The organism is Streptomyces sp. JHA26, from assembly GCF_002005565.1.
Lineage (GTDB): Bacteria > Actinomycetota > Actinomycetes > Streptomycetales > Streptomycetaceae > Streptomyces.
Genome location: NZ_BDJC01000008.1, coordinates 25,456 through 43,069, shown reverse-complemented (window position 1 = coordinate 43,069; position 17,614 = coordinate 25,456). Strand labels below are relative to the sequence as shown.

At 73.9% G+C, this 17,614-nt stretch carries 14 protein-coding genes; 7 read left to right on the top strand and 7 right to left on the bottom strand.

What is annotated here, in order from left to right:
• The 6 genes from JHAT_RS07165 (at position 1) to JHAT_RS07140 (ending at position 6,145) form a co-directional block, all read left to right on the top strand.
• A complete protein-coding gene (locus tag JHAT_RS07165; RefSeq protein ID WP_077797189.1) occupies positions 1-2,823 on the top strand; it encodes an NHLP bacteriocin export ABC transporter permease/ATPase subunit in 2,823 nt (940 codons plus the stop codon).
• A gap of 94 nt (positions 2,824-2,917) precedes the next feature.
• Positions 2,918-3,928, top strand: coding sequence for a hypothetical protein (locus JHAT_RS07160; RefSeq protein ID WP_077797188.1), 1,011 nt, complete (start codon positions 2,918-2,920; stop codon positions 3,926-3,928).
• A 64-nt stretch (positions 3,929-3,992) separates the two neighbouring features.
• Positions 3,993-4,175: a hypothetical protein gene (locus JHAT_RS07155; protein ID WP_077797187.1), complete on the top strand. Its 183-nt coding sequence runs from the start codon at positions 3,993-3,995 to the stop codon at positions 4,173-4,175.
• 53 nt (positions 4,176-4,228) lie between these two features.
• Positions 4,229-5,284 carry an iron-containing redox enzyme family protein gene (locus JHAT_RS07150; protein ID WP_077797186.1) on the top strand — a complete coding sequence of 352 codons (1,056 nt, stop codon included), beginning with the start codon at positions 4,229-4,231 and terminating at the stop codon, positions 5,282-5,284.
• Positions 5,285-5,289: 5 nt separating this feature from the next.
• The gene (locus JHAT_RS07145) at positions 5,290-5,934 is read left to right on the top strand and encodes a HemK2/MTQ2 family protein methyltransferase (protein WP_077797185.1); all 645 of its coding nucleotides are present in this window, start codon (positions 5,290-5,292) and stop codon (positions 5,932-5,934) included.
• Positions 5,915-6,145, top strand: coding sequence for a CDGSH iron-sulfur domain-containing protein (locus JHAT_RS07140; RefSeq protein WP_107481852.1), 231 nt, complete (start codon positions 5,915-5,917; stop codon positions 6,143-6,145). Before JHAT_RS07145 ends, JHAT_RS07140 begins: the two co-directional genes overlap by 20 nt.
• Positions 6,146-6,301: 156 nt before the next feature.
• Here the strand turns inward: JHAT_RS07140 and JHAT_RS07135 are convergent, their stop codons facing one another.
• Positions 6,302-6,736, bottom strand: a complete 435-nt coding sequence (locus tag JHAT_RS07135; RefSeq protein ID WP_077797183.1) for a protease inhibitor — start codon at positions 6,734-6,736, stop codon at positions 6,302-6,304.
• Between the two features lie 350 nt (positions 6,737-7,086).
• On the opposite strand from JHAT_RS07135, the gene JHAT_RS07130 reads away from it, so the two are divergent.
• On the top strand, positions 7,087-8,256 hold the full coding sequence (locus JHAT_RS07130) for a lactate 2-monooxygenase (protein ID WP_077797281.1): 1,170 nt from the start codon (positions 7,087-7,089) through the stop codon (positions 8,254-8,256).
• 3 nt (positions 8,257-8,259) lie between these two features.
• Here JHAT_RS07130 and JHAT_RS07125 read toward each other — a convergent pair whose 3' ends face one another.
• From JHAT_RS07125 to JHAT_RS07100, 6 genes are all read right to left on the bottom strand, one after another.
• A complete protein-coding gene (locus JHAT_RS07125; RefSeq protein ID WP_077797182.1) occupies positions 8,260-8,865 on the bottom strand; it encodes a bifunctional 2-polyprenyl-6-hydroxyphenol methylase/3-demethylubiquinol 3-O-methyltransferase UbiG in 606 nt (201 codons plus the stop codon).
• Positions 8,866-9,090: 225 nt separating this feature from the next.
• Positions 9,091-10,701, bottom strand: a complete 1,611-nt coding sequence (locus tag JHAT_RS07120; protein ID WP_077797181.1) for an RICIN domain-containing protein — start codon at positions 10,699-10,701, stop codon at positions 9,091-9,093.
• Positions 10,702-11,201: 500 nt separating this feature from the next.
• On the bottom strand, positions 11,202-11,579 hold the full coding sequence (locus JHAT_RS07115; RefSeq protein ID WP_077797180.1) for a toxin Doc: 378 nt from the start codon (positions 11,577-11,579) through the stop codon (positions 11,202-11,204).
• A gap of 3 nt (positions 11,580-11,582) precedes the next feature.
• Positions 11,583-11,831, bottom strand: a complete 249-nt coding sequence (locus JHAT_RS07110) for a hypothetical protein (protein WP_077797179.1) — start codon at positions 11,829-11,831, stop codon at positions 11,583-11,585.
• Positions 11,832-11,928: 97 nt separating this feature from the next.
• On the bottom strand, positions 11,929-14,172 hold the full coding sequence (locus tag JHAT_RS07105) for a glycoside hydrolase family 9 protein (protein WP_077797178.1): 2,244 nt from the start codon (positions 14,170-14,172) through the stop codon (positions 11,929-11,931).
• Positions 14,173-14,323: 151 nt separating this feature from the next.
• Positions 14,324-17,419 carry a glycoside hydrolase family 2 TIM barrel-domain containing protein gene (locus JHAT_RS07100; protein WP_077797177.1) on the bottom strand — a complete coding sequence of 1,032 codons (3,096 nt, stop codon included), beginning with the start codon at positions 17,417-17,419 and terminating at the stop codon, positions 14,324-14,326.
• Positions 17,420-17,614: the final 195 nt, after the last annotated feature.

Below are 17,614 nucleotides of genomic sequence, written 5' to 3'. Positions count from 1 at the left end.
ATGACGACGGTGCACGAAGGGCAGGGCGATCTGGTCCTCGGCGCGCTCGGCTCCCTGGGCACACGCGTCGACTGCTCCGGGTTCACCCGCCTCGACCTGGAGGGCCCGCAGGTGCTCTGGCTGGTCGTGTCCGGCGCGGTGGACCTGTTCGCGGTGGACGCGGGCCAGCAGGGCCACTGGCACCACCTGGGCCGTCTGGAGGCGGGCTCGGTGCTGCTCGGTCCGGTGGCCGGCCCGCAGCACACGCTGGTCGCCCGTCCCCTGCGGGACTGCGTGGTGCACCGCATCGGGCTGCGCGAGCTGTACCAGCCGGCGGCCACGCAGACCTGGTCGTACGACGAGTACGGCAACCCCCGGTACGTGCCGCCGACGACGAGTCCGCTGGAGTACGCCCTCGCCCTGGGCGTCGGGCGCAGTCTGTCCATCCTCTTCCAGGCGCCGATGGCCTCCGAGCGGGTGGCGGCACCCACCGACGACGACGTGTTCTGGATGCAGGTGCCGCCCGGCAGCGTGCAGTACGGCGCGGTGTACGGCGAGGAGGCGGCCGCCGACCTGCTGATGGACCCCGCGCTGTGGCAGAGCATGGTCGACCAGCAGTACCGGCTGCTGACCACGCTGGACCGCTGGATCGAGGAGCTGGAGCGCACCCACGAGACGCGCACGGCGGCCGGCATCAAGGCCGGTGAGGCGGTCCGCGCCCAGGCCGACCGGACGCTGCTGGCCTCCATCGGCGGGCGGTCGGGCCGGCGCGTCACGGCCGCCGACGCCGACGCCACCCACGCGGCCTGCGAGCTGGTCGCCCGTGCGGCCGGCATCACGCTGGCCGAGCCCGCGCAGAACGGCACCGAGAGCGACCGGCTCGACCCGGTGGAGCGGATCGCCCTGGCCTCCCGGGTCCGCACCCGGGCCGTGCGGCTGGACGGCCGCTGGTGGCGGGACGACGTCGGGCCGCTGGTCGGGCACCGGGCCCTGTCGGGCGCGCCGGTGGCGCTGCTGTGGCGGCGTGGCGGCTATGTGGCCGTGCATCCGGCGACCGGCCGGGAGACGCCGGTCGAGAAGGCCAACGCCGAGGAGTTCGAGCCGCGCGCGGTGATGTTCTACCGGCCGCTGCCCGAGCGCCGGCTCGGTCCGCTGCGGCTGCTGCGGTTCTGTCTGCGGGGCACGCGCGGTGATCTGGCGAGTCTGCTGCTCTCCGGGCTGGTGACGGTGGCGATCGGCGCGCTGGTGCCCCTCGCGACCGGCAAGGTGCTCGGCGAGTTCGTGCCGAAGGCGCAGACCGGGCTGATCGTGCAGGTGTGTCTGGCGGTGATGCTGAGCAGTGTCGTCGCGGCGGCGTTCACGCTGTTGCAGAACCTGACGATCCTGCGGCTGGAGGGCCGTATCGAGGCGACCCTCCAGCCGGCCGTGTGGGACCGGCTGCTGCGGCTGCCGACCCGGTTCTTCACCGAGCGCTCCACGGGTGAGCTGGCGAGCGCGGCCATGGGGATCAGCGCGATCCGCCGGCTGCTGGCCGGGGTCGGGCCGACGGTGGCCCAGTCGGTGACCGTCGGCGCGATGAACCTGGGGCTGCTGCTCTGGTACAGCGTGCCGATGGCGCTCGCGGCGATCGGCATGCTGGTGGTCGTCGCCGCGGTGTTCCTGGGGCTCGGGCTGTGGCAGGTGCGCTGGCAGCGGCGGCTGGTGCGGCTCACGAACAAGCTGAACAACCAGGCCTTCCAGACCCTGCGCGGCCTGCCCAAGCTGCGGGTCGCGGCGGCCGAGAACTACGCCTACGCGGCCTGGGCGGCGCAGTTCGCGCGCAGCCGTGAGCTCCAGCAGCGGGCCGGACGCGTCAAGAACCTCAACGCGGTGCTCGGCGCGGTGTACCTGCCGCTGTGCACGCTGCTGATGTTCATGCTGCTGGCCGGCCCGGCGCGCGGTTCGATGTCGGCGGCGGCGTTCCTCACCTTCAGCACGTCGGTGACGATGCTGCTGACCTCGGTCACCCAGCTGACCGGTGCCTTCGTGTCGGCGGTGGCGGCGCTGCCGCTGTTCGAGGAGATCAAGCCGGTGCTGGAGGCGGCGCCCGAGGTGCGCACGGCGAGCACCCGGCCGGGGCCGCTGTCGGGGGCGGTCGAGGCGCGGCGGCTGTCGTTCCGGTACACCGACGACGGGCCGCTGGTGCTGGACGACGTGTCGTTCGCGGTGCGGCCGGGCGAGTTCGTGGCGGTCGTCGGGCCCAGCGGCTGCGGCAAGTCGACCCTGCTGAGGCTGCTGATCGGCTTCGACCGTCCGCTGTCGGGCAGCGTCCTGTACGACGGCCAGGACCTGGCCGCGCTCGATCCGTCCGCCGTGCGCCGGCAGTGCGGGGTGGTGCTCCAGCACGCGCAGCCGTTCACCGGCTCGATCATGGACGTCATCTGCGGTACCGAGCCGTACACGCCGGAGGAGGTGATGGCGGCGGCGGAGATGGCGGGGCTGGCCGAGGACATCAAGCGGATGCCGATGGGCCTGCACACCATCGTGTCGGGCAGCGGTGCGGTCTCCGGGGGCCAGCGGCAGCGGTTGATGATCGCGCAGGCGCTGATCCGCCGGCCGCGCGTGCTCTTCTTCGACGAGGCGACCAGCGCCCTGGACAACGAGACGCAGCGCACGGTGATCGAATCGACCAAGGCGCTGAACGCCACCCGCATCGTCATCGCGCACCGGCTGACCACGGTGATGGACGCCGACCGCGTGATCGTGATGGAGGACGGCAGGATCGCCCAGCAGGGCCCGCCGGCGGAGCTGCTGGCGGACACGGGCGGCCGGCTGCACGAGCTGGTGCGGCGGCAGCTGGCCTGAGGCGCCGGTCCGGCGGTGTCCGGTCCGAGGCGCCGGTCCGCAGGTGTCGGCCGGTGCGCAGTTGGACCGGCGCAAAGTGGGTACCTGCGCTTTCATGCGAATCAGCGTGGTGGATGTGGGGTCGAACACCGTCCGGCTCGTGGTGGCGGACGCGGAGGGCGGTGTTCCGCTGCCGGTCCACACGGCGAAGTGGCGCCTGCGGCTGTCCGAGCAGGTCCCGCCGGGTGCTCCGGTGCCCGAGGAGGCCGTGGAGCGGCTGGTGGCGGCGGTCGCCGACGCGAACCGGACCGCGGCCCGGTGGGGTGCGGCCGACCCGCTGGCCTTCGCGACCGCCGTGGTGCGTGCCGCGCCCAACCGCCGGGAGGTGCTGCACACCGTCCGGGCCCGCACCGGGGTCGGTCTGTGCACCCTGCCGGGCGAGGTGGAGGCCGAGCTGACGTTCCTCGGCGCCCGGCGCTGGATGGGCTGGCGGGCGGGTCCGCTCGCCCTGCTGGACATCGGCGGCGGCTCGCTGGAGGTCGCCTTCGGCCGCGGTCGGCTGCCCGACTTCGTGGCGTCGCTGCCGCTGGGCGCCGGGCGGCTGACCCACGAGTTCCTCGCGGGCGGCCAGGACGCGCCGCATCCGGAGCAGCTGCGGGCGCTGCGCCGCAGGGTCCGCCACCAGCTGCGGGACGTCGCGGCGCGGATCCGCTGGGAGGGGCCGCGCACGGCGGTGGCGACCTCCCGGACGTTCCAGCAGCTCGGGCGGCTGTGCGGGGCCCTGCCCGGCCGCCACGGCCCCTTCGAGGAACGCCGGATGAGCTGCGCGGACCTGAAGCGGGCGATCGGCCGGCTGGCCGCCCTGTCCGCCGCCGAGCGGGCCCGCCTGCCCGGCATCTCCGCGCCGCGCTCCGCGCAGAGCCTGGCGGGCGCGGTGGTCGGGCACACGGCGATGAAGCTGACCGGACTGGAGTCGGTGACGCTGTGCCCCTGGGCGATCCGCGAGGGCGTCCTGCTGCGCCACATCGAGGACGGGCCGTCCTGGTGGGCGGAGGTCGCCCGCCGCAGCGACGAGCCCGCCGCCGCCGACCCGGTGCCGCTGCGCATCGCGGCCACGGCGAACTGACACCGCCGCCGGCCCCTGGCGGGGCCGGCGGCCGCACCCGACCGAACGAGAAGAGGAGTCCTTCGTGTCCCACGGCGGAGACGGCGACCACCAGCAGCCCGAGACGGCCATCGAGGAGGTCATGCGCGAGATCGAGGAGGCCGAGAACCGCGACGCGGAGTCCGCGCGGGAGCGGCGGCACCGGGGCGAGGCGGGCGACGCCACCTCCCCGAACGTCGAGGCTCAGGAGGAGTCCGGCAAGGAGTAGGCGCCGCGGGGCCCGGCACGGATGCGACGGCGTCCGACGGGTACCCGCAGCGCATGGAGAACGTCCGCGAAGAACCACAGCCGCCGACGGCCCGGGGCCCGCTCTCCGCGGCCGTCGGCTCGTACCTGCTCGGCACGGGCCCGCTGCCCCGCCTCGAGGACGTCGCCGCCGCGTCACCGTACGGCGACGACCTGCAGTTGGCCCTGTACCAGTGCTACGAGCTGCACTACCGCGGTTTCGCCGGCGTCTCCCCCGACCTGGAGTGGGACCCCGGCCTGCTGCGCGTCCGGGCGGCGCTGGAGGACCGCTTCCTGTCCGCGCTGCGCGCCGACACGCCGGTCCACGACAGCGTGGCGGACGCGGTCGGGGCGCTGCTGGTCGAGCCGGTCGACGGCAAGGGCGTGAGCCACTTCCTGCGGGACGAGGGCGAGTTGTGGCACCTGCGGGAGTACGCGGCCCAGCGCTCCCTGTACCACCTCAAGGAGGCCGACCCGCACGCGTGGGTGCTGCCGCGGCTGTGGGGCCGCGCGAAGGCGGCGATGGCGGCGGTGGAGTTCGACGAGTACGGCGGCGGCCGCGCCGAGCGGGTGCACGCCCGGCTGTTCGCCGACCTGATGACGGACCTGGGGCTGGACACGGCGTACGGGCGTCATCTCGACGCGGCCTCGGCCGAGTGCCTGGCCACGGTGAACATGATGTCCCTGTTCGGCCTGCACCGGGCGTTGCGCGGCGCCCTGGTCGGTCACTTCGCGGCGGTCGAGATCACCTCGTCGCCCGGTTCCCGGCGGCTCGCCGAGGCGATGCGCCGTACCGGTGCCGGGCCCGCCGCCGAGCACTTCTACGACGAGCACGTCGAGGCCGACGCGGTGCACGAGCAGATCGTCCGGCACGAGGTGATCGACGGTCTGCTGGAGCAGGAACCGCAGCTCGCGGCGGACATCGTCTTCGGCATCGACGCCACCGGGTTCCTGGAGGACCGCTTCGGCGACCGGCTGCTCGCCGACTGGCGCGCCGGCCGCTCCTCCCTGCGCACTCCCCTGGCGGGCGTGTCCCGCGAGTCCTCCGGAGGCCCCATATTTCATGAGCGCCGGGGTACGCGGGTTCCGTGAATTTCATGGTGCTACCGGGCGTCTACGCCCCTCAGGAGGACACCGCCCTGCTGATCGGGGCCCTGTCCGACGAGTCGCTGCCCCCGGGTGCGGCCGTCCTGGACGTGGGAACGGGTACGGGCGCCCTGGCCCTGGCCGCCGCCCGGCGGGGCGGCCGGGTCACCGCCGTGGACGTGTCCCGGCGTGCCGTGTGGGCCGCCCGGCTGAACGCGTCGCGGGCCGGTGTGCGCGTCCGCGTTCTGCGCGGCAACCTCTTCACCCCGGTGCGGGGCGAGACGTTCGACCTCGTCCTGGCCAATCCGCCGTACGTCCCGGCGCCGGGCGGCGGCCGGCGGCCGCGCGGTGCGGCCCGGGCCTGGGACGCGGGTCACGACGGCCGGCTGGTGCTGGACCGGATCTGCCGGGAGGCTCCCGCCCTGCTGCGGCCCGGTGGTGTGCTGCTGCTCGTGCAGTCCGCGCTGAGCGATCCCGGGCGGACCGTCGGATGTCTGCGGGAGGCCGGTCTGAAGGCCGCGGTGACCCGGCGGCAGCGGATCGCCTTCGGACCCGTGGTGCGTGGCCGGGAACGCTGGCTGCGGCAGCGGGGCCTGCTGTCCCTGGCCGACGACGAGGAGGAGCTGGTGGTCGTCCGTGCCGAACTCCCCGTCTGACACGCCCCGTAGGATCACCGTCCGGCGCCGGGGGCCGATCCTGGTGGAGGGGCCGGTGGAGGTCGAGCTGGAGGACGGCACGACGGTGTCCTCCGACCGCTTCCGGGTCGCCCTGTGCACCTGTCGCCGCAGCCGGCGCTACCCCTGGTGCGACACCAGTCACCGCGCCCGGTCGTCCGGGCGGGGCGACGGCCCGGCGGGCGAGGACTGAAGCCCGACGGGCCGGTCGTGATACCGGGGAGCGGCGGGCGGCCCCACTCCGCCCGCCGTCCCCGGTGCGGGACCGCGTCCTGTCCACGCGTCGGCGCTCGCACTCCCCAGCGACGAGCGGCCGGTCACGTCGCGCGGACCGCACGGTCCCGGTCTCTCAGAACGCGAAGACGCTCGTGCTGACCGCGTTCTTCGCGCACTCGTTGGCGAAGGCGCGCTCGTAGGAGACGCGCCGGCCCTGCCATACCCCGTCGACGGTGACGACGACCGGGGCGTACTCCCGGGTGCACAGCACATCGGTGTCGCCCGTCAGGGCGTCGAGGTCGCCGCCGGCGCCGCGCAGTTCGGCGCAGGCCGAGGCGGCGGCCGGGTGGGTGCCGGAGGGGCTCGGTGCGCAGGTCAGGGTGACGGCGCGCAGCGGCGCGGCGGTGGCAGCGCTCTCTCCGTGCCCCACGGTCAGCACCAGGGCCGAGGGGGCGTAGAGCGACGCGGGGGCGGTGGCCGGGGAGGCGAGGGAGGTCCCGGCGAGGGGCCCGCAGACGGCGGTGACCGTCAGGCCCAGAGTCGCTGCCCAGCGCGCGGTGTTCCGCATTGTGTGCATCCTTCCGCTCGGTTCGAGGGTGGTGCCGGCCCGGCCCGGTGGGTGCCGGGGCGGCGAGCGCGAGTCTGCCGAGTCCGCCGCCGAAAGACACATCGACCCCGCCGGTTTCGGTAACCTTGCGTATTGAATCAGTGGCGGGAAGTTACGGAATTAGAACGTTCCAAGTCCGGAACTGGGCGGTTCTCGATCATGCGATCTGGCCGGATGGCGTGATCCGCGCGTTCGCCAATAGGCCGGAAACATTCCCGAAACAGTCCGGCACCCGCCGGATCCCCCTCGACCTACTCATGAGTATGGTGCTGGCGGCGCGCGAGCTCGACGACGAGAGGCGGGACGTACGGATGGCGAAGCACTGGGCGGACTTCCAGTACGAGATCTACCTGAACGGGATGACGGGCGCGGTGCCGCGGCTGCCGACCGACCTGACCCGGCTGGAGGAACTGACCGAACGACGGCTCGGTCCCGGCCCCGTGGGGTACGTCGCGGGCAGCGCGGGCGACGGCTCCACGGCCCGCGCCAACCGGCGGGCCCTGCAGCGGCGCCGGATCGTGCCGCGGATGCTGCGGGACGTGCACGAGCGGGACCTCTCGGTCGAGGTGCTGGGGCGCGCGCTGCCGGCCCCGCTGGCGCTGGCGCCCGTCGGTGTGCTGTCGATCATGCATCCGGACGCGGAGCGGGCCGCCGCCCGGGCCGCCGCCGCGCAGGGCGTGCCGTTCGTCCTGTCCTCGGCGTCCAGCACGCCGATGGAGCAGGTCGCCGAGGCGATGGGGGACGCCGAGCGCTGGTTCCAGCTGTACTGGCCGAAGGACCGCGAGGTGGCCCGCAGCTTCCTGGACCGGGCGGGGGCGGCCGGGTTCACGGCCCTCTTCGTCACCCTGGACACCCCGCTGCTGTCGTGGCGCCCGCGCGACCTCGACCAGGCGTACCTGCCGTTCCTGCACGGGGTGGGCACCGCCAACTACTTCTCGGACCCGGCGTTCCGGGCGGGTCTGGCGAAGCCGGTGCACGAGGATGCGAACGCGGCGGTGATGCACTTCGTCGGCATGTTCTCCGACCCGGGCAAGACCTGGCCGGACCTGGCGTTCCTGCGGGAGAACTGGGACGGTCCGATCGTCCTCAAGGGCGTCCTGCACCCGGACGACGCCCGGCTCGCCGCCGACGCCGGGATGGACGGCGTGGTGGTGTCCAACCACGGCGGGCGTCAGGTGGCCGGTTCGATCGCGGCGGCCGACGCGCTGCCGGGCGTGGTGGAGGCGGTCGGTGACCGGCTCACCGTGCTGTTCGACAGCGGCGTCCGCACCGGCGACGACGTCTTCAAGGCGCTCGCGCTCGGCGCGCGGGCGGTACTGCTGGGCCGCCCGTACGTCTACGGCCTCGGCCTGGACGGGCAGGCGGGCGTCGAGCACGTGATCCGCTGCCTGCTGGCCGAACTCGACCTGACGCTCGCCCTGTCCGGGCACGCCTCCCCCACCACGCCCGGGCCGGCCGACCTCGTCGAGGAGCCCGCCTGAGGGTCAGCGGCGGTGGACGCTGACCGCGTAGCCGCCGCCGTCGTACGGGTCGGCGTCCCAGGTGGCGAAGCGGTCGGTGAGGGTGAGACCGGCCGAGGCGCAGTGGGCGTCGTACTCCGCGAGGGTCAGGCCGGGGGGCACGGGCAGGTGGTCCCGGTCCAGGCCGAAGCCGGCGACGAGCAGGCCTCCCGGGCGCAGGGCACGGGCCAGCGTCGCGGCGACGGCGGCCTCGGTGCCCGGAGCGAGGAGCGGGAAGACGTTGCCCGCGGCGACGACGAGGTCGAAGTCGGCGGTGATGCCCGCGGCGGCCGGGTCGAAGTCCGCGAGGTCGGCCCGCAGCCAGGTCAGTTCCGGCGCGCTCCGGCGTGCCACGGCCAGCATGGAAGCGTCCTGGTCCACGCCCACGCCGCCGCGTCCGAGGCGGGCGAGCTGGATCAGGACCCGCCCGGTGCCGCAGCCGGCGTCCAGCACCCGTGCCCCCGGAGGCACCAGCGCGGCGCAGAACCGCGCCTCGCCGTGCACGTCCTGCCCCTGGTCGGCGAGTTCCGCGAAACGCGCGGCGTACTGCTCGCCGGACCTGCCGCCGGTCAGCTGCTCCCATCGGTTCACGATGACAAGCCTAGGCGGTCCGCGCCGAACGCCCCTCCGGCACCGTCGCGACCGCGGCCACCGGCGGAACGCCGGTGACCGCGAGACCCCCCGTTGTGCCTGGGGGACGGGAGCCCGCGGGCCGTTCGGGTCTCGGGCCGCACGTGCGCGGCCGGCCGTCGGCGGCGAACGGGACTCCCGGGCAGGGGGCCGGGAAGCGACCCGCGGGCTCTTCGAGGGCGCCTTCTAGGGGCCCGAGAGTTCCGCGGGCCGTACGTCCCCGGCCGCGTCGGTCCCGGCGATCGACAGCGAGCCGTCCGCCTCCGGCGCCTTCTCGATGCGCCAGCGCTGCCCGGTGGAGCCGTCGTGCACCTTGACGACGACGTCGGCGTCCGGCGCGCCGGCGGTGGCGGCGAGGGCGAGCTGGTCCTGCCAGCGCGGCAGCAGCGCGCCCTGAGCGGTGCGGTCGTAGCGCACGTCGTCGCCCCGCTCGGTCCCCTCGTCGGCGCAGGTGCCGAGGATGACGACGCCGGCGTCCGCCCGCGAGTCCAGGCACAGCCCGGGGTCGGCGACGCTGCGCAGCAGGCCGTCGTCCTGCAGGGTCCACTGCTGCGTCCACGCCTCGGAGCACGCCGCCAGCCGGGCGCCCGCCCCGGCCTTCGGCTCGCCCCGTACGTCGAGGCAGAGGCCGGCGGCGGCGTTGCGCAGCCGGGTGGGGGCAGCGGCCGTGGGCAGCCCGGCGGCGCCGGGCGGCCCCGAGCGGGAGGTGGCGGACGCCGCGTCCCGGCCGTCGACGGCGCTGGTGGACGCGGCCGGACCGGCGCCGCCGCCGTCGTAGGACCACACGTTCACCACGAGCACGACCCCCAGTACCCCCGCCGAGGCGGCGCCGACGCCCCGGAGCACCGACCGGGCGGAGCGTGGCCGGCCCGGGAACCGGCGGACGGGCCCGGGGAGCCGGGACAGCAGGCCGGGGCGGGCGCCGCGGTGCCGGGCGGCGGCCCTGGTCTGCGCGCCCCGGTCCGCGCGGCCCGGACGGGAGTCGAGGTAGCGCCGGACGCCCCAGCCGAGCACCGCCTCCGCGATCAGGGGGCCCAGTTCGCGTTCGAAATGGGCGAGTTGTTCGGCCGCGTGGCGGCAGTGCCGGCATTCCGCCAGGTGCTTCCGCACGTCCGGCAGCAGATCCCCGCCGCGGCGGATCGGGACGTCGAGGAGGCGGTTGTGGAAGCGGCAGTCCTGGGTCGGCGCGAGTTGCCGGTGGGCGTTCAGGCAGCCGTCGCGGAATTGCTCACGCGCCTGTTCGAGCGTGGCCGACGCGATGTCGGTGTCCATGCCGAGGAGAGCGGCCGGCACATCTATGGGTTCTCCCTCGACCTCCGTGTGCCACAGCAAACAACGGGCCGGTCCGGGAAGGGACGCGAATGCGCGCGCGGCCAGGGTGCGGTTTTCCGGAATCAGGGACGTGGCCGCCCGCATACCGCGCCCGCCGGCGGGTTTGAGCAGCTGCGGCAGAAGGCCGTTGACCGCGTCGTCGGCCGACCACTGGCGGACGGTGTCGCGCACGGCCACCAGCAGGCGCGGGCGCAGGGCCGTGGCCGGTTCGCCCTGGGCGAGACGGTCCAGGACCCGGTGCTGGGCGGCGGCGGTGACCATGGCGGCGGTCTGCCCCGACGCGGCCAGGCAGATGGCCGCGTAGTCGTGGGCCGGTCCCCAGTGCCGGGCCGTCAGCAGCGCGGCGGCGCGGGAGGCCTCGCTCTCCGGGCCGTCCCGGAGCCGGGCGGCCAGCCACTCGTCGGACTCCCCGGGGCCCCCGCCGGAGGGCGGGTGGACGGGACGAGGGGGGTGGGGGGTGGGCACTGAGCTGTTTCCTTCCCACGTGCAGGTGACGCGGAAGTTCCGGTCGCCGAAAGGGAATTGGTGTATACCTTTTGGGCGCGGCGTGGGGCGTGAATTCGCCACGGCGAAATCGGACCCGGTTTCCCACGGTGCGTGCGAGACCCGGCCTTCACCCCCCGCACGAGTGCTTCACTCTCGCACAAACCACTCATGGTCAACAAGGCGTCCGGGAAACGTCGGACCTCTGGGGAAGAAATCCGGAAGCCTCGACAACTGATGCCGTTTACACGGGTTTTCGGATGTCCCGGCGCGCCCCGTGCGAAAGGCCCGCACACTCCGGTGCGCCGCGCACGCTCCCGGCGTGCGACCCGGCGCGGTGAACCGGCGACGGCCCTTCCCGGAAGATCCCGCGCGGGACGGCGGCGTTCCCGCGCGGGACGGCGGCGTTCCCGCGCGGGAGGGCCGCCGGTCCCGTTCCTCCCGTCCCTCGGCCGACGGCTCCGGGAAGGGCGGCGGGGGTCTCAGATCTGCCAGGACCGCAGGCGGTCGGCCGCCCCGTAGACGTCGGCGTCACCGGTGAGCAGATCGCGCGCGAGGTCGACCAGGGCGCCGTAGGGCGGGTCGATGCCGACGCCGCTGGCGAACATGTACGCCACGGCCGTCGCGCAGGCGAAGCGGGCGTTGGCCGACGGCAGGGGCCTGAGCACGGCGAGGGTGTGCAGCAGCGCGGCGGCCCGCCAGGCGGGGTCGGAGTCCACCCCGAGGCGGGGCGGGTCGACGCGATGCCGCGCGACGGCGGCGACCAGCGCGGAGAAGTCGTTGATCGTGGGCTGCTCCGGCAGCACCTCCTCGTGACGCTGGAGCAGCCAGGGGACGTCGATGTGCAGTGCGGGTGCCATGGGTCAGGCGGCCCGCCCCTCGCCCCGGGCGGGCGGTGGTTCGTCGTCGGGGAAGGCGGCCGCGAACTCGTCGGCGTGGGCGGTGAAGAACCGGCGGAACGCCTCCGCACCCTCCTGCAGCGCCCGGTGCCGGGCTATGTCGGCGGCGGCGGCCTCCCGCACGAGCGCCTTCATCGACGTACCGCGTTCCTTGGCGATCTGCCGCAGGTCCTCGAGCTCGCGGTCGCTGAACTCCACGTTCAGAGCTGGCATGCCTCCCACGGTACCGCGCGGGTACTGACCCGTAAATACCTCCAGGTCAGAGCAGCGGCGCGGCGGTACCGCGGGAAGCGAACGGGTGAGCGGAGGGTCAGCCCTGGTCCGCCACGAAGGAGGCCAGGCGGGTCAGCGCCGCGTTCCAGTTGATGGTGTGCTCGTTGGTCGACCAGGACTGGATGTCGTCGATGTAGCAGAACTGGCCCACGCAGCCCTGGAGTTTGCCCTGCGCGTAGGGGTCCTGGATGTTCGAGTTCGGCCCGCCGGAGAGGGTGCCGTCCGGCGGGTCCGGCAGGGCGGGGTCGAGCTGGCCTGCGTACCAGCGGCTGTGCTGGTGGTGGGCGTTGACCTCGCCGTAGCCGGTGACGTAGGAGATGTTCAGCGCGTTGCGGCCCAGGATGTAGTCCATGGTCTGGACGGCGCCGTTCCGGTACGCGGAGGCGCCGGTGATGTCGTAGGCGGAGGCGAGGACGACCGCGTTGTTGAGGACCTGGGCGTTGGAGCCCCAGTCGTAGACGTTCCCGTCGGGCGCGTACGGCATCCCGTAGGGGTGCGCCTTCAGCGCGGCGAGGTAGCGGTCGGCGCCCTTCACGACGGAGCGGCGCACGGCGTCCCGGCCGGGGAGCCGGTTCGGCACGGTGGCCAGGTCGAGGCGGGCCGCCGCCGCGGTACGCGCCCAGTCGAAGCCGAGCGGGACGAAGATGTCGGCGGTGTGGACGGGGGACGCCAGCACGTACTTCTCGAAGGTCCGCTCCCCCGTCGTCAGGTACAGCTCGGCGGCCGCCCAGTAGAACTCGTCGTCGACCCGGCTGTCAGGGTAGGCCCCGCCGCCGACGCCGTCGTTCTCGTCGGCGAGCACGTCCGGGTGGGCGAGGGCCGCCGACCAGGCCGTGCGCGCGGCGTCGAGCGCCTTCGCCGCGAAGGCGCGGTCGTAGGGGCGGTAGAGGCGGGCCGCCTGGGCGGCCGTGGCCGCCAGGTTGAGGGTCGCCGCGGTGGTCGGCGGGTGCAGCTCGCGCTTCTGCGGGTCGGCGCTCGGCAGCAGCGGCAGCCCGGTCCACTGCTCGTCGTGGATCTTGTGGTGGGCCATTCCGGCCAGCGGCTGCCCGGCCGGCACCTGCATCTTCAGCAGGAACTCCAGCTCCCAGCGGGCCTCGTCGAGGATGTCCGGCACCTTGTTGCCGCTCTCGGGGATGTCCAGCGAGCCGTCGCCGAGCTTGCGGGGTTCCCCGGTGCGGGCGTGCAGCGAACGCTCGTAGGTGCTCAGCAGCTCCCAGGTGGAGATGCCGCCGTTGACGACGTACTTGCCGTGGTCGCCGGCGTCGTACCAGCCGCCCGAGACGTCGAGGGTGTAGTCGCACACGCCGGGCTGACACGGCACCTCGGTGTCGCCCTGGTTGGGCGCCGTGCCCACGTGTCCGGCGGGGCGGGCGTAGCCCGGGCGCAGTTCGTCGCTGATGGCGATGCCGCTGCGCTGCGTGTAGTAGTACTTCGCGGAGTCCAGGCGCAGCCGCTCGTAGGCGGCCGTGCCGATGTCGAACGGGCGGCTCGTCTCCCCGTCGGCGACCAGGGTGTAGCCGTCTCCGCGGCGCGTGTAGCGGCCGAAGTCGATCGAGTGGACGTTCTGCCCGGAGGAGGCGTCGACGCCGCGCGGCACGCTCCAGCCGTGGGCGACGACCCGGCCGCCGGCGTTCTTCAGCTGCCAGGGCAGGCGCGCGGTCGCGTCGGTGACCAGCGTGGCGTTCTTCGGTCCGGACGGCAGGTAGCCGACCTGGTTGACCCGCACCCGCGGTCCGGTGTCGGGCACGTACGGCTCCGGTGCGACGCCGCCCAGCAGGGACACGTCGTCCGCGCAGAACCGCCAGGCGTCGGGGGTGCCGCCGAGCTGGAAGCCGACCTGGCCCTGGGTGGTGTCGACAGGCGAGGTGAAGGTGTACGAGTAGGTGTCGCCGGAGACGCTCAGCCGGGGGCTGACCTCGTAGTAGGTGTCGTACGGGGACACCGACAGGCCGACGATCGCCCGGACCACGTGGTCGGCCGGATCACCGTTCGCGGTGAAGGAGAAGCGGTACGTCTCCCCCGCCACCAGGGTGATGTCGTTCTGGCCGACGGCGGCGTCCCAGCGGTTGGCGGTGCCGCCGGGGACGTCGGCGCACAGCCGGCCGTCGGACACGGCCGCGGTGACGTTGCTGCTCGCCCACCAGGACTCGGTGCCGTTGTCGAAGGTGCCGTTCTTGACCTGCTCGGTCTCGTCGGCGCCGGCCGGCGCGGCGGGCAGCGCGGTGACGGCCGCCGCGAGCAGGGCCGTCAGGGAGACGAGCGCGGTTCTGCGTCTTTTCACGTCCGGGCTCCTCGGGGGTGAGGGACGGGAAGCGCCACCGAAGGCGTGGGAGCGCTCCCAGAAGCGGTCGGGGGCCATGTTTGTGGCAGACATGACAGCCCGTCAACGGTCCGGACGGGACTGGTCCCCGTCCGGACCGCTGCCCGGCCGCTCAGACGGCGGGTGCCTCCAGCCGGCTGATCCGGACCGCTCCCCGCGCCTCACCGGGGTGGCGGCTCGTCAGTGTGAGCCGGACGCGGGACCCGCGCACCGGGTCGAAGGTGATCACCGTGGGGGCGTCGGACGCGCCGGCCCACTCGGTGCGGGCGCCCTCGGCCGTCCGCCACGCGCGGCCGTCCCAGACGGCGACCTCCACCGCGGCGGGCAGGCTGTGCGCGGCGTCCACGGTGAAGGAGACCTCGACCCGGCCGTAGCGGCGGGTCCGCCCGTGGTCCACCGAGACCCAGTCCTCGGCACGGGCCCCGTCGAAGGCGGGCAGCAGCGCGGTGGCCGCCTTGTGGAAGCCGTTGGACCAGCCGGTGGCCGGGTCTCCGTCGAGCATGGCGGCGGGCAGGGTGTCGGGGCGTCCGGAGTAGCTCGCGTCCGCGTGCGGGTGGACCACCGGCGCCGGGTGCTCGGGCGCGAACCGGGGAGCCGGGGTGGTCGCGGGGGACGCGGCCCGCCGGGCGCGCACCGTCGCCGTGTCCGCGCGCAGTCCGTCCGCGCGGGCGGTCACGCGCACCGTCCCCGGCCGGGTGCCGGAGCGCACGATGGCGAGGGCCTTGCCGTGGAAGGCGGTGCGGGTGCTCGCCTGGTACCGCTCGGCGCTCTCCTGGCGGCCGTTGTCCACCCCGGCGAGGGAGCCGCCCCCGACCTCGAAGGAGATCAGGTGCTCGGCGCCGGGCACCACCACCCCGCGCCGGTCGACCACCTCGGCGGTCACGAAGACCAGGGAGCGGCCGTCGGCGGCGACGGTCTCCCGGTCCGGGGTGAGGCGCAGGGCGTGCGGCGCCCCGGCGGTGCGCAGGACGTCGGTGGCGACGGTCCTGCCGCCGCGCCGGGCGACGGCCTTCAGCTCGCCCGGTGCGAAGGGCACCTTCCAGGTCAGGTGGAGCTTGCCCGCGCTGCCGTTCGGGCTGGTGTAACTGCCGGGGTACGGGCCGTCGGTGAAGGTCTTGTCGTCGCCGGTGGCCTCGGTGGTCTCCAGGTAGGTCCGCCCGTCCACCGTCCTCTTGGTGTCGAACCGGCGTACGCCGAGGGACTTCCCGTTCAGGAACAGCTCGACGGTGTCGACGTTGGCGTACGCCCAGACCTCGACGGTGTCGCCCTCGCGGTGGTTCCAGGTGGCCGGCAGCAGGTGGACCATCGGCTCGTCGGTCCACTGGCTGCGGAACAGGTGGTACATGTCCTTCGGGAAGCCCGCGGTGTCGACCGCGCCGAAGAAGGACGCCTTCACCGGGAAGACGTCGTACGGCGTGGGCTCCCCGATGTAGTCGATGCCCGACCACAGGAACTGCCCGGCGAACCACTTGCGGTCCCGGTCCTTCTTGTGCCCGTACTCGCCGCTCATGGTCCAGGAGGCGAGGTTGTTGTCGTACGACGAGGTCGCCCGCCCGCCGGGCGTGTGGTTCTCGCCGGTGTTGAGGTGCTCGGGCTCCTGGTAGGTGCCGCGCGTGGAGGTCTCGGAGGACGACTCGGACTCGAACAGGAACAGGTGCGGGTACGCCGCGTGCAGGTCGTCCACCGACTTGGCGGTGTTGTAGTTGAGGCCGAGTCCGTCGAGCTTGGCCAGCATCAGGTCGGCCGCCGAGCCCTTGGCGGGCAGCCGGCGGTACTTGTCGGAGCCGATGACGAGCGGCCGGGTGGCGTCGGCGGCCCGGATCGCGGCGATGATCCGGTCGGCCATCGCCAGGCCGGCGGTGGAGGTGGAGTCGGGGATCTCGTTGCCGATCGACCACATGACGACGGCGGGCGAGTTGCGGGCCGCGAGCACCATCTCGGTGGCGTCCCGCTCGCACCACTCGTCGAAGAACCGGCCGTAGTCGTACCGGTTCTTGCCGGTGCGCCAGCAGTCGAAGGCCTCCACCAGCATCACGATGCCCAGTTCCTCGCAGACCTCGATCATCTCGGGCGAGGGCGGGTTGTGGGAGGTGCGGAAGGCGTTGACGCCCATCGACTTCATGAGGGTCATCTGCCGGCGGATCGCGTCGACGCTGACGGCCGCGCCGAGCGCGCCGAGGTCGTGGTGCAGGTCGACGCCCTTGATCTTGGCGTGGGCTCCGTTGAGGTGGAAACCCTCGTCGGGGTCGATGCGGAACGTGCGGACGCCGAAGGGGGTGCGGTAGGTGTCGACCGTGCGTCCGCCGACGCGCAGTTCGGTGCGCAGGGTGTAGCGGTACGGGTCCGCGAAGTCCCACAACCGGGGGCGGCGGACGGTGAGTTCGTGGGTCTCGCTGCGGTCGTCCGCGACGGTGACCGTGGAGGCGGCGCGGGCCACCGTACGCCCCTCGGCGTCCTCGACCGTCGACCTGATCTCGACCTCGCGCGCGGCTCCCGAGGCGTTGACGACGGCCGTCTCCACCCGGACGAGGGCGCGTTCGCCGCTCACCTCGGGCGTGGTGACGTACGTGCCCCAGCGCCGCACGTGCACCGGTTCGGTGACGACGAGCCGGGCCTCGCGGTAGATGCCGCTGCCCGAGTACCAGCGGCTGCTGGGCAGCTGGTTGCGCACCTCGACGGCGAGGACGTTCTCGGTGCGGCCGTCGGTGTGCACCAGGTCGGTGAGGTCGAGGGCGAAACCGGTGTACCCGTAGGGGTGTCGGCCGACCTCCCGGCCGTTGCAGTGGACGCGGGAGTCCATGTAGACGCCGTCGAACTCGACCGAGATCCGCTTCCCGGCCAGCGCGGACGGCAGGGTGAAGGCGAGGCGGTACCAGCCGAGGCCGCCCGGCAGGAAGCCGGTGCCGCTGGTGGTGCCGTGCTCGGTGGTGGGCGTCTGCTCGATGCTCCAGTCGTGCGGGACGGCCACCTCGCGCCACGCCGAGTCGTCGAAGTCCGGTTCGGCGGCCCGCGCGTACGCCCCGGACGGGTCGGCGGTCCCGTCCGGATCGACCAGGGCGAAGCGCCAGCCGTCCCGCAGGGGGACCGTGCGGCGGCCCGTGCCCTCTCCCGCCGCGTCCCCGGCCCACGCCGACGGGGCGCCCAGCAGGACGCCCGCCGTGGGCGTCGCCGCGGAGGCGATCAGGACCGATCTGCGCGTGACCGTCATGCCGAGTCTCCCTCATCAAGAATCAGAAGTACTCACAAGTGATCGTGAGCAAACAGATTCTGACGTCGGTTCGTATGCGCTCGTCAAGGCCACGGAAAGCACTTTCTGTCCCGGGCGCCCCGGGGACCGGGCGGCCCGTGTGCCGAGGGGGCTCCGTGAGCCCGGTGGTTCGGGTCCGCGCGGAGCGCGGACGCA

What these genes read in the sequence shown, in the direction of transcription:
- JHAT_RS07165 (WP_077797189.1), top strand. Translation starts at nt 1, where the DNA reads ATGACGACGGTGCACGAAGGGCAGGGCGATCTGGTCCTCGGCGCGCTC.
- JHAT_RS07160 (WP_077797188.1), top strand. Translation starts at nt 2,918, where the DNA reads ATGCGAATCAGCGTGGTGGATGTGGGGTCGAACACCGTCCGGCTCGTG.
- JHAT_RS07150 (WP_077797186.1), top strand. Translation starts at nt 4,229, where the DNA reads ATGGAGAACGTCCGCGAAGAACCACAGCCGCCGACGGCCCGGGGCCCG.
- JHAT_RS07145 (WP_077797185.1), top strand. Translation starts at nt 5,290, where the DNA reads ATGGTGCTACCGGGCGTCTACGCCCCTCAGGAGGACACCGCCCTGCTG.
- JHAT_RS07135 (WP_077797183.1), bottom strand. Translation starts at nt 6,736, where the DNA reads ATGCGGAACACCGCGCGCTGGGCAGCGACTCTGGGCCTGACGGTCACC.
- JHAT_RS07130 (WP_077797281.1), top strand. Translation starts at nt 7,087, where the DNA reads ATGGCGAAGCACTGGGCGGACTTCCAGTACGAGATCTACCTGAACGGG.
- JHAT_RS07115 (WP_077797180.1), bottom strand. Translation starts at nt 11,579, where the DNA reads ATGGCACCCGCACTGCACATCGACGTCCCCTGGCTGCTCCAGCGTCAC.
- JHAT_RS07110 (WP_077797179.1), bottom strand. Translation starts at nt 11,831, where the DNA reads ATGCCAGCTCTGAACGTGGAGTTCAGCGACCGCGAGCTCGAGGACCTG.
- JHAT_RS07100 (WP_077797177.1), bottom strand. Translation starts at nt 17,419, where the DNA reads ATGACGGTCACGCGCAGATCGGTCCTGATCGCCTCCGCGGCGACGCCC.